Below are 11,528 nucleotides of genomic sequence, written 5' to 3'. Positions count from 1 at the left end.
TGCAGGTCACGACATGGCGTACAGGGATTCTGCGGCCGTATCGTGATCGAACTCGACCCACGGCCCTATGATGCTGCCAACACACGCGCGTCGCCAGGACCGGGGCTCGCGAAACCAGCAAGCCGGTGGGGGCGAACTCGCACCTACGGGCACCGACGTACACGGTCGAACAGGAGGTGGAGCGCCGTGCAGGGACTGATCCTGCAACTGACCCGTGCGGGGTTCCTGCTGCTGTTGTGGTTATTCGTGTGGGCGGTGTTGCGCACCCTGCGCAGCGACATCTACGCGGCATCCGGCATCCGGATCCAGCCCAGGGCCGCTCGCGGTTCCGCGGTGCTGCCGTCTTTCAGCCGAGGCCAGAAGGGCGCCAAATTTCTTGTGGTGACTCAAGGTTCACTCGCCGGCACTCGCATAACGCTCGGCACCCAACCGGTGCTGATCGGACGTGCGGACGACTCAACGCTGGTACTCACCGATGATTACGCCTCTACCAGGCATGCGCGGCTCTCACCGCGCGGTGACGACTGGTACGTCGAAGACCTCGGCTCGACGAACGGCACCTACCTCGACCGCGCGAAAGTCACCACCGCAGTCCGAGTTCCACTCGGCACCCCCGTCCGTGTCGGCAAAACAGTGATCGAGCTGCGATCGTGACACTTGTTCTCCGCTACGCAGCGCGCAGCGACCGCGGTCTTGTCCGAGGCAACAACGAGGACTCCGTCTATGCGGGCGCACGGCTGCTCGCACTAGCCGACGGTATGGGCGGCCACGCCGCTGGCGAGGTGGCATCGCAGTTGATGATCGCCGCCCTGGCCCATCTCGATGACGACGAACCCGGTGACGATCTGCTCGGCAAGCTCAATACCGCGACTCATGAGGGCAATGCCGCCATTGCCGATCACGTCGAGGAAGAGCCCGAACTCGACGGCATGGGCACCACGCTCACCGCAATCCTGTTCGCGGGCAAGAAGCTCGGCCTGGTCCATATCGGCGACTCCCGCGCCTATCTGCTGCGCGGCGGCGAGCTGGCCCAGATCACCCGCGACGACACCTTCGTCCAGTCGCTGGTCGACGAGGGCCGGATCACTCCCGAGCAGGCGCATACCCATCCGCAGCGTTCGCTGATCATGCGCGCACTCACCGGTAACGAGATCGAGCCGACGCTGATCATGCGCGAGGCCCGCGCGGGCGATCGCTATCTGCTGTGCTCCGACGGACTCTCCGATGTGGTCAGCGATGAGACCATCGCCAACACCATGCGCGAGGGCGGCACCGACGAATGCGCCGACCGGCTCATCGAGCTCGCGCTGCGCAGCGGCGGCCCGGACAACGTCACCGTGGTCGTCGCCGATGTCATCGATCTGGACTACGGGCAGAGCCATCCGATCGTCGCGGGTGCGGCCTCCGGTCAGGACGAGGACACCCCGCCGCCGAATACCGCCGCCGGTCGCGCCGCCGCGATGCGCCCGCCGCGGGCGGAGCCGCGCCGCTCCGCCGCCGCACCCGAGACGCCCCCGCCGAGTAAATCCCATAGGCTGCGCTGGATCCTGCTCGCGGTCGCCCTGGTGGTGGCCGCGGCTGTCGGATTGCTGGTCGGCTACAAGATGATTCGCAGCAACTACTACGTCGGTGCGGATAACGGCCAGGTCGTCATCCTGCGCGGACTCCCGGGTTCGGTGCTCGGATATTCGATCCATGAGGTCGAATCCGTCGGCTGTGTCGACGCCACCGGAGCCCTCACGCTGAAGCAGCCCAATGAGGGTCTGCCGGCGAAATGCAAGCCGCTCAAGGTGTCCGATCTCAAGCAGACCGGGCGTGATCAGGTGGACAAGGGTCTGCCGCCGGGTTCGCTGGACGACGCCCGCAAGCAGATGCAGACACTGGCGCAGAAGGAACTGCTGCCCGTCTGCCCGCCCAAGGAGGCGGTGCCGCAGCCCGGCGTCGTTCCATCCGCCGAACCGCCGGCGGCGCCCGGTGCGCCCGCGCCCACGACTGTCGCGCCGACCAGCGAGAACCATCAGCCGCCTGCACCGCAGCAGCCGGGTGAGACCAAGATCCCCGACGTCAAGACCCCGACGACGACGGCGTCGTCGAACCCCCAGACGGCGGGGGAGCCTTGCCGGGTGACGGACTGATGTCCGCTCCGGCACCGCCGTCCGCTGGGGCCTTTCCCAGTCCCCCTGGCGGATTCGCGCCCGCGCCGCCGCCGTCGACCAGACGCAACGCCGAACTCTTACTGCTCGCCGGTGCGACAGTGATCGTCACCGTGTCACTGTTCCTGGTGGAGGCGAGCCAGGAACAGTCGGTCACCTTGGACATAGCCAAGTACGGACTCGCCTTTCTCGCCCTGTTCGCCGTGGCACATCTGGCGGTGCGGCGCTTCGCTCCATTCGCCGATCCACTCCTACTTCCGATCGCGGCGCTCCTCAACGGGCTCGGCCTGGTACTCATCCATCGGCTCGATCTCGCCGATGCGCAGACCGCCGTGTACAACTCGTGGCCGATCCCCTCCCCCGATGCCAATCAACAGATCCTGTGGACCGGCCTGGGGATGATCATCTTCATCGCGATCCTGGTCGTGCTGCGCGATTACCGCACGCTGGCGCGCTACAGCTACACCCTAGGCCTCATCGGCCTTGTCGCGCTGGCGATTCCGGCATTGCTGCCGGGCGCGTATTCGGAGACCAACGGCTCCAAGATCTGGATCCGGCTGCCCGGATTGAGTGTGCAGCCGGGTGAATTCGCGAAGATCCTGCTGATCATCTTCTTCGCCTCGGTACTGGTCGCCAAGCGCGATCTGTTCACCGCGGCCGGGCGGCACTTCCTCGGCATGGAGTTCCCGCGCGCCCGCGACCTCGGGCCGATCCTGGTGGTCTGGATCGTCTGCATCGGCGTGCTGGTCTTCGAAAAGGACCTCGGCACTTCGCTATTGATCTTCAGCACGGTGCTGGTGATGCTCTACATCGCGACCGAACGGGTCGGCTGGCTCGTCATCGGCGGCGTGCTGCTGACCATCGGATTCTTCTTCGCCTACCAGGCCTTCAGCCATGTGCGGGTGCGCACGCAGACCTGGCTGCACCCGTTCGCCGATTACAACAACACCGGCTACCAGATCTCGCAGTCGCTGTTCGGCCTGGCCACCGGCGGACTCGCGGGCACCGGCCTGGGTAGCGGGCGGCCCTCGCAGGTGCCGTTCGCCAAGACCGACTTCATCATCACCACCATCGGCGAGGAACTCGGCCTGTTCGGACTCGCCGCGGTGCTGCTGCTGTTCCTGGTGTTTGTGGTGCGCGGACTGCGGACCGCGCTGGCCGTGCGCGACAGCTTCGGCAAGCTGCTGGCGGCGGGGCTGGCCTTCACCATCGCGATCCAGCTGTTCGTGGTGGTCGGCGGTGTCACCAAACTGATTCCGCTGACCGGTCTCACCACCCCGTTCATGTCCTACGGTGGTTCGTCACTGCTGGCCAACTACGCACTGCTGGCCCTGCTGATCAAGGTGTCCGACGCGGCTCGTGCCCCGGCGCCGGTGCGCAAGAAGGATCCGGTGGCCCCGATCGCGGAGGCGTCGACCGAACTCCTGCGCAAACCGGAAGCGAGGGCGCAGGAATGAACACACCGCTACGACGGGTCGCGGTCGCGGTGATGCTCATGATCGTCGCGCTCCTGATCAACGCCACCTACGTGCAGGTGATCAAGGCCGACGACTACCGCACCGATCCACGCAACTCCCGCGTACTGCTCGACGAGTACGCGCGCCAGCGCGGGCAGATCTCCGCGGGCGGCACCGTATTGGCCAGTTCGGTCGCCACCGAGGACCGCTACAAGTACCTGCGCACCTATCCCACAGATCCGCAGGCCTACGCGCCGGTCACCGGCTTCTACTCGATGCAGTACGGCAGCACCGGTTTGGAGCGCGCCGAGGATACGGTGCTCAACGGCTCGGACAACTCGCTGTTCGGGCGCCGCCTGATCGATATGATCTCCGGTCGGGATCCGCGCGGCGGCAATGTGCTCACCACGCTGGATCCGATGATGCAGCAGGTCGCCTACGAGCAGTTGACCGCCAAGGGCTTCACCGGTTCCGTGGTGGCGATCGAGCCGAGCACCGGCAAGATTCTCACCATGGTCTCCACCCCCAGCTACGATCCCAACCTGCTGTCCGGCCACGATGGCGCCCAGGGCACCAAGTCTTGGGAAGAGCTCAGTGCGGACCAGCGCCAACCCATGTTGAATCGTGCTGTGTCGCAGACCTATCCGCCGGGTTCCACCTTCAAGGTGGTCGTCACCGCCGCCGCGTTGGCCAACGGCACCGCCACCCCGGATGACCAATTCACCGCCGCACCCAACATCACCCTGCCCGGCACCAGCACGACGCTGGAGAATTACAACGGCGCCACCTGCGGTAACGGCCCGACCGCGACGCTCACCGAGGCCTTCCGCAGATCCTGCAATACCGCCTTCGTCGAACTCGGCCTCAAGGTCGGCGCCTCGAATCTGAAGGATGAGGCCGCCGCATTCGGCATCGGCGCGCATCGCGGCATCCCGATTCCGGTGGCCGAGAGCACCGTCGGCCCGATTCCGGACAACGCCGCACTGGCCCAGAGCAGCATCGGCCAGCGCGACGTCGCGCTCACCCCACTGGACAATGCGGTCATCGCCGCGACCGTCGCGAACGGCGGCGTCCGCATGGAGCCGTACCTGGTCGACCAGCTGCAGGGGCCCGATCTGAGCGAGCTCTCGAAAAATAAACCCGTCTCAGTCGGACAAGCCGTGAGCGCCCAGGTAGCGTCGACCCTGACCAACCTGATGATCGCGTCGGAGGACAACACCGTCGGACACGGCCAAACCCGGTACCAAATTGCCTCTAAGACCGGAACCGCCGAGCACGGCAGCAATCCGCGCAATACGCCACCGCATGCCTGGTACATCGCCTTCGCCCCCGCACAGAACCCCAAGATCGCCATCGCGGTGATCGTGGAGAACGGCGGCGATCGGGCGCTGGCCGCTACCGGTGGCTCGGTGGCCGCGCCGATCGCCCGCGCGGTGCTCGATGCCGGTTTGCGAGGGCGCTGAGAGATATGAACGTGCGAGTGGATGTACGGGGGCCGGGATGCTGAACAACGGCGCGATGATCGCCGACCGATATCGCCTGCAACGCCTGATCGCCACGGGCGGTATGGGCCAGGTCTGGGAGGCGCTCGACACGCGGCTGGACCGCCGGGTCGCGGTGAAGGTGCTCAAGTCGGAGTTCTCGGCCGACCCCACGTTCCGGCACCGGTTCCGCAGCGAGGCCAAGACCACGGCCCAGCTGAATCACCCCGGCATCGCCGGCATCTACGACTACGGTGAGACCCTCGATCCGAGCGGTGGCGAAACCGCCTACCTGGTCATGGAACTGGTCCAGGGCGAACCGCTGAATACCGTGCTGAACCGGCTCGGCCGACTCTCGGTGGTCCAGGGGCTGGACATGCTGGAGCAGACCGGCCGCGCGCTCGAGGTCGCACACGCCGCCGGCGTCGTGCACCGTGACGTGAAACCGGGCAATATCCTGGTCACCCCGACCGGTCAGGTGAAGATCACCGACTTCGGCATCGCCAAGGCGGTCGACGCTTCCCCCGTGACCAAGACCGGCATGGTGATGGGCACCGCCCAGTACATCGCGCCGGAGCAGGCGGTCGGCGAGGACGCGACCGCGGCCAGCGATGTTTACGCACTGGGTGTAGTCGGGTATGAGGCGCTGGCCGGACAACGGCCGTTCACCGGCGATGGTGCGATCACCGTCGCGATGAAACATGTGCGCGAGGCCCCGCCGCCGATGCCGTCCGATCTGCCGCCCAATGTGCGCGAGCTCATCGAGATCACCATGGGCAAGGATCCGGCCCTGCGCTATGCCAGCGGCGGCGAATTCGCCGACGCGGTCGCCGCCGTGCGTGCCGGACGCCGCCCACCACCGCCGGTCGCCACCGGCGCACCGATGGCGACCGGTGCGACCCGGGTGCTGCCGCCCGGTCCGACGGTGATTCTGCCGTCGCAGGACCACGACGGCCCGACGATCCGGTACAACACCCCGCCCACCCCGATGGGTGTGGCGGGCACCGGTTCGACCAGACAAACGCCAGCCGGCGCCCCCAGGACCGTGATGGGTTCCGGCGCCACACGCGCCAACCCGGCGCCCGGTCCGGAGACTTCGAGGTTCACCACCGGCCAGAAGGTCGGTGCGGGAGTCGCCGTCGGCGCGGTGCTGCTCGTCGGTCTGGTGCTCTGGCTGCTCTTCGGTGGCGATACCAATCCGGATACCGTGCGCCCGACCACCACCACGAAGGTTGTGCCGCCGCCGGTCGTCGCGCCGCCGACCACGACAACCACCGAGCCGCCCACGACCATCGTCACCACGACAAGACCGGCCCCGCCCCCGCCGACGACGACGGAAGCGCCGCCGACGACAACACAGCCGCCGACGACGATACCGAGCACCACGGCGCCGACTACGACGAAATCGTCGAGAACAACGAATCCGTCCACCACCACCAGAGGCTCGTGGTTCCCTACGCTCGACTTACCATTTCCGGATAGTCCCGGTGCCCGAGGACCCTCGGCCACCCCCGGCGCTGCTACTCCGCAAGGACAACCATGACGACCCCGAAGAATCTCTCCTCCCGCTACGAGCTGGGTGAGATCATCGGGTTCGGCGGCATGTCCGAAGTGCACAAGGCACGTGATCTGCGACTCAGCCGCGACGTGGCGATCAAGGTGCTGCGCGCCGACCTCGCCCGCGACCCAACGTTCTATCTGCGCTTCAAGCGCGAGGCACAGAACGCCGCCGCACTGAACCATCCGGCCATCGTCGCGGTCTACGACACCGGTGAGGCGGAGGTGGACGGCGGCCCGCTGCCGTACATCGTGATGGAGTACGTCGACGGTGAGACGCTGCGCGACATCGTGCGCGGTAAGGGGCCGATACCGCCGCGCCGGGCCATGGAGGTCGTCGCCGACGTCTGCGCCGCACTGGATTTCAGCCATAAGGCCGGGATCGTGCACCGCGATATGAAGCCGGCCAACATCATGATCAACCGGGCCGGTGCGGTGAAGGTGATGGACTTCGGCATCGCGCGGGCGATCGCCGACAGCTCCAATCCGATGACCCAGACCGCGGCCGTGATCGGTACCGCGCAATATCTTTCGCCCGAGCAGGCGCGCGGTGAGACCGTCGACGCCCGCTCGGATGTCTATTCCGTCGGCTGTGTGCTGTTCGAAATCCTGACCGGCGAGCCGCCTTTCACCGGTGACTCCCCGATCGCCGTGGCCTACCAGCACGTCCGGGAGGACCCCCGGCTGCCCTCGCATGTCCATAACGGGGTGCCGCGCGAGCTGGACTCCGTCGTGCTCAAAGCGATGAGCAAGAATCCGGCCAATCGGTACCAGTCCGCGGCCGAGATGCGCGCCGATCTGATCCGGGTGCTCGGCGGGCAGAAGCCGAGCGCGCCCATGGTGATGACCGACGAGGACCGCACCACCATCCTCGGCTCGAACGAACCGCCGCCGCGCAACTTCCGGACCGTCGAACGCAATGACGACACCGCCGAGCAGGAACGCGCCGAACCGGCGAATCCGCGCCGCAATCTCTACATCGCACTCGGTGCCGCGGCCACGGTCATCGTGGCATTCGCCCTGTTCTGGGTATTGATCGGGCCGGGTGCGCGCCCGGATCAGGTTGCCGTGCCAGACCTTTCGAACAGGACGGCGCAGCAGGCTCAGGATGCATTGCAGAAGGCCGGCTTCACGGTGGCCATCCAGCAGAAGCCGGATGGCAAGGTGGCCACCGGCAATGTCATCTCGACCCAGCCGCTCGGCGGTTCCCGGGTCGATAAGGGCAGCACCATCACCGTGCAGGTCTCCAGCGGACCGGCGCAGGTCCCGGTGCCTCGACTGGACGGCATGACCCAGCAGCAGGCCGAGCAGCAGCTCAACGCCAGCGGCCTGCGAATGGATCCGACCGTGCAGCGCAAACCGTCGAGTGCGCAGGAAACCGACAAGGTGATCGGCACCGAGCCGTCGGCGGGCAACCGGGTCGATGTCGACCGGGCCGTGGTCGTGATCCTCGGCTCCGGACCGGAACAGATCCGGGTGCCGAATGTGGTCGGGCAGGACATCAGCGTGGCGCAGCCGAATTTGGTGGACAGCGCCGGATTCAAGATCACCGTCCAGGAGGTGCCCTCCTCCAAGCCCAAGGGCGAGGTGATCGCGACGAATCCGGCCGGCGGCACCACCGCCGACAAGGGGTCGACGGTGACCGTGCAGGTCTCCACCGGTGACCAGATCACCATGCCGTCACTGATCGGGCTGACCACGGCGCAGGCTGTGGACAAACTGCGTCAGGCCGGGTGGACCGGCTCGACGGCACAGATCAGTCAGTCGGCCCAGGGCACCTTCGATACCAATAGCGTCGGGCGGGTCGTCAGCCAGCAGCCCGCGGCGGGGTCGTCGATCGCGAAGAACGGAACGGTATCGGTCACCATCTACGTCCTCGGTCCGCCGTGATATCGGCGCCCAGGTCAAGCGCCTAAATGCGCGGAGAGACGGACCGCACGGTCTGATCGGCGCGAGAATGGGGCTGCCCATCCCCAACCCACCGTGGAACAGGAGGCAGCCCCATGACCACCGCCAGGGACATCATGAAGCCAGGGGCCGAGTGGATTTCCAAGGACGAGAGTGTCGGCAAGGCCGCGCGGGTAATGGCCGAACGCGGCGTCGGCGCACTGGTCATCGCCGATGAGAACGAACGGATGTGCGGGATCATCACCGACCGCGACATCGTGGTCAAATGCGTCGCCCAGGGCCGGGCGCCATCGACCACCCGCGCCGAGGAGCTCTGTGCGGCGACCCCGCGGTGGGTCGACGCCGACGCCGATGTCAACGAGGTGCTGGATCAGATAGAAAGTCATCGGATCAAGCGGATGCCGGTGATCGAAGCCAAGCGGCTGGTCGGGATGATCAGCGAGGCCGACCTCGCACGCCACCTCGACGACAACCAGCTCAGCGAGTTCGTCACGGCGATCTACGGCAGGCCGTAGCTCGGGTCACGACGGATTCGGCACCCGTCACGAAAGATCCAGGTGGCGATTCATCGACATCGCCTCCTCGGCCAGCTCCGCGAGTTCGACAACCTCCACGCCGTGCTGGCGCAGCTTCTCCACGCCGACGCAATTGGTCACGAAGGTGGCCGGTTCGCGCCAGGCGATGACCACTCGCGCGATCCCGGCCCGCAGGATCCGGTCGGTGCACGGCAGCCGTGTCGCGGTGGCGCGCTGTGAACACGGTTCCAGGGTGGAGTAGATCGTCGCTTCGGCGAGCCGCGGATCGTTCGCGTCGAGTTTGTTCAGCGCGGACTCCTCGGCGTGGACCTTCGCATCGGTCTCCCGCGAGTAGCCCGTCGAGATTTCCACGCCGTCGGCCACAATGACCGCACCGACCGAGAATGCCGTCGGACTGGTCGGGCACAGCCACGCCAGCTCGATTGCCCGGCGCATGAATTGGACATCAGCCGACATCGAAAGACCTCCGCGGTTGGGGACACTCAGCGCTCATGCGCGTCGGACTCTCGCGGCAGATAGCGCAGCAGCGCGATATCACCGATCTGCGTGACATCGGCCAAGTGCATTCTGCGCGCCGGGTAGGCGGCCGGGCCGAGGAAGCGCGGTGCCGCCGCGTGTCCCACGACGATCGGCGCGACCGCCATCTGCAATTCGTCGGCCAGGTCCCGCGAGAGGAATTCCGTGTGGACGCGCGTGCCGCCTTCGACCATCAGCCGGGCGATGCCGCGGCGACCGAGATCATCGAGCAATGCGCCGAGCTGGATTTCGGCACCGAGACAGACCACCTCGGCGAGACCGGCCAGCCGAGTGCCGAGCTTCGCCGCACCGGCGGTGGTGGTGTAGACGAGTTTGCCGCCGCCGTGATGCCAGAACCGCAGTTCGGGATCCAGATCACCGCGCGCGCTGACGGCGATCTTCAGCGGGTACTCCGGCTTACCCGCCGCGATGCGCGCCGCCCGCCGTTGCGCGCTGTTGACCAGCAATCGGGGATTGTCGCGACGTAGCGTCTCCGCGCCGATCAAGATCGCGTCGGAATCCGCGCGGACCTGATCGACCCGATCGAAATCCGCCGCATTCGACAGCTTCAGCCGGTGCGGACTCGCGTCGTCGATATACCCGTCGACGCTGACCGCGACCGACAGCAGGACATAGGGCCGGACCCCATGCGTCACTGGGTCACCAGTGCCGCAACCTCCGCCTCCAGCATCTCCACCAACCCCTCCGACGGACGCTCGCCGCATACCTCGAGCCAGTTCGCCAACATCCGGTGCCCGCCCTGGGTCAGCACCGATTCGGGATGGAACTGCACACCGTGGATCGGCAGCGCGCGGTGCCGCATGGCCATGACGATTCCGGTCTCGGTGCGGCCGATCACCTCGATATCGGCGGGCAAGGTGTCCTCGAGGACGGTGAGCGAGTGGTATCGGGTCGCGGTGAACGGGTCGGGCAGACCCGAGAGCACGCCAGTACCCAGGTGGAATACCGAACTGGTCTTGCCGTGCAGCAGTTCCGGCGCGCGGGTGACGGTGCCGCCGAACGCCTCGCCGATGGCCTGATGACCGAGACACACCCCGAGTAGCGGAATGCTGTGCCGGGCGCAGGCGTGTACGAGGTCGATGCTCGCGCCGGCCCGATCCGGGGTGCCCGGGCCGGGGCTGATCAGGATGCCGTCGTATTCGGTGACAACGGCATCGAGGTCGGCCAGCTTCGGATCGTCATTGCGCCAGACCACGGCCTCGGCACCCAACTGGCCGAGGTACTGCACCAGGTTGAACACGAAACTGTCGTAGTTGTCGACGACCAGAACACGCATGCTGTCGAGATTACGTGGCGACCCGGCGGACCGTCGCATCCATTACCTGTTGGGATAGCCTAGAGGCAGACCGGAGGGGACCTGAGCCCTCGCCCGGCCCCTTCGGCGTATTCGCCGGATCGGGGACCGCCGTGAGCGAGCCGGGCACCATAATTCAACCGAATGCCGCCCGCCGGTACCCGACCTGAACGCCGAATACGAGGACGACATGCCCAAGTCGAAGGTCCGTAAGAAGACCGACTACACGATCAATCCCGCCAGCCGCACGCCGGTGAAGGTGAAGGTAGGACCGTCCCCGGTCTGGTACGTCGTGATCATGCTCGGCTTCATGCTGGCCGGGCTGCTCTGGCTGCTCGTCTACTACCTCGCCAATGACCACATCACCTGGATGGCGGATCTGGGCGCGTGGAACTTCCTGATCGGCTTCGGCTTGATGGTCATCGGCCTGATCATGACCATGCGGTGGCGCTGACCAGCCACAGCCGACCCTTTCGAGCGATCTACAAGCAATCGCTACGGCTGGGATTACAGACGTGTCATTCATGCACACCTGTGGATAACCGTGTGGACAACTCGAGGAACGATTGGGGAAAGTGACGCGTGGATCCCGAATCCGATTCGCC

The 11,528-nt window shown here is 66.5% G+C and carries 11 protein-coding genes; 8 read left to right on the top strand and 3 right to left on the bottom strand.

All coding sequences use genetic code 11. The features are described from left to right. Positions 1-186: 186 nt before the first annotated feature. The 7 genes from ACQP0C_RS00150 to ACQP0C_RS00120 all read left to right on the top strand — a co-directional run bounded on the left by ACQP0C_RS00150 (position 187) and on the right by ACQP0C_RS00120 (position 9,071). Positions 187-654: an FHA domain-containing protein FhaB/FipA gene (locus ACQP0C_RS00150; RefSeq protein ID WP_069165345.1), complete on the top strand. Its 468-nt coding sequence runs from the start codon at positions 187-189 to the stop codon at positions 652-654. Beyond that, entirely contained in the window at positions 651-2,135 is a 1,485-nt protein-coding gene (locus ACQP0C_RS00145; protein ID WP_433729368.1) for a PP2C family protein-serine/threonine phosphatase, read from the top strand. The genes ACQP0C_RS00150 and ACQP0C_RS00145 overlap by 4 nt, the downstream gene beginning before the upstream one ends. Then, positions 2,135-3,610 (top strand): FtsW/RodA/SpoVE family cell cycle protein, encoded by a 1,476-nt coding sequence (locus tag ACQP0C_RS00140; RefSeq protein ID WP_433729366.1) that lies wholly within the window; start codon positions 2,135-2,137, stop codon positions 3,608-3,610. The genes ACQP0C_RS00145 and ACQP0C_RS00140 overlap by 1 nt, the downstream gene beginning before the upstream one ends. Then, positions 3,607-5,073, top strand: a complete 1,467-nt coding sequence (locus ACQP0C_RS00135; RefSeq protein ID WP_433729364.1) for a peptidoglycan D,D-transpeptidase FtsI family protein — start codon at positions 3,607-3,609, stop codon at positions 5,071-5,073. The genes ACQP0C_RS00140 and ACQP0C_RS00135 overlap by 4 nt, the downstream gene beginning before the upstream one ends. A gap of 37 nt (positions 5,074-5,110) precedes the next feature. After that, positions 5,111-6,634: a protein kinase domain-containing protein gene (locus tag ACQP0C_RS00130; protein WP_433729362.1), complete on the top strand. Its 1,524-nt coding sequence runs from the start codon at positions 5,111-5,113 to the stop codon at positions 6,632-6,634. Then, on the top strand, positions 6,631-8,538 hold the full coding sequence (gene pknB, locus ACQP0C_RS00125) for a Stk1 family PASTA domain-containing Ser/Thr kinase (protein ID WP_433729360.1): 1,908 nt from the start codon (positions 6,631-6,633) through the stop codon (positions 8,536-8,538). The genes ACQP0C_RS00130 and pknB overlap by 4 nt, the downstream gene beginning before the upstream one ends. 113 nt (positions 8,539-8,651) lie before the next feature. Further along, complete coding sequence (locus ACQP0C_RS00120) at positions 8,652-9,071, top strand: CBS domain-containing protein (protein WP_433729358.1); 420 nt, start codon at positions 8,652-8,654, stop codon at positions 9,069-9,071. A gap of 27 nt (positions 9,072-9,098) precedes the next feature. Here ACQP0C_RS00120 and ACQP0C_RS00115 read toward each other — a convergent pair whose 3' ends face one another. From ACQP0C_RS00115 to ACQP0C_RS00105, 3 genes are read right to left on the bottom strand one after another with little or no spacing between them, the layout of a single operon-like run. Beyond that, the gene (locus ACQP0C_RS00115) at positions 9,099-9,548 is read right to left on the bottom strand and encodes a deaminase (protein WP_433729356.1); all 450 of its coding nucleotides are present in this window, start codon (positions 9,546-9,548) and stop codon (positions 9,099-9,101) included. 26 nt (positions 9,549-9,574) lie between these two features. Then, entirely contained in the window at positions 9,575-10,264 is a 690-nt protein-coding gene (locus ACQP0C_RS00110; RefSeq protein ID WP_433729354.1) for a RibD family protein, read from the bottom strand. Then, complete coding sequence (locus ACQP0C_RS00105) at positions 10,261-10,905, bottom strand: aminodeoxychorismate/anthranilate synthase component II (RefSeq protein ID WP_433729352.1); 645 nt, start codon at positions 10,903-10,905, stop codon at positions 10,261-10,263. Before ACQP0C_RS00105 ends, ACQP0C_RS00110 begins: the two co-directional genes overlap by 4 nt. A 208-nt stretch (positions 10,906-11,113) precedes the next feature. Between ACQP0C_RS00105 and crgA the strand changes: the two genes are divergently transcribed. Further along, positions 11,114-11,377, top strand: coding sequence for a cell division protein CrgA (crgA, locus tag ACQP0C_RS00100; protein ID WP_433729350.1), 264 nt, complete (start codon positions 11,114-11,116; stop codon positions 11,375-11,377). Positions 11,378-11,528 lie beyond the last annotated feature (151 nt).

This window comes from Nocardia sp. CA-129566 (assembly GCF_050956075.1).
Taxonomy (GTDB): Bacteria; Actinomycetota; Actinomycetes; order Mycobacteriales; family Mycobacteriaceae; genus Nocardia.
Note: the sequence above shows the minus strand (reverse complement) of the source record. Positions and strands in the feature narration are given on the sequence as shown.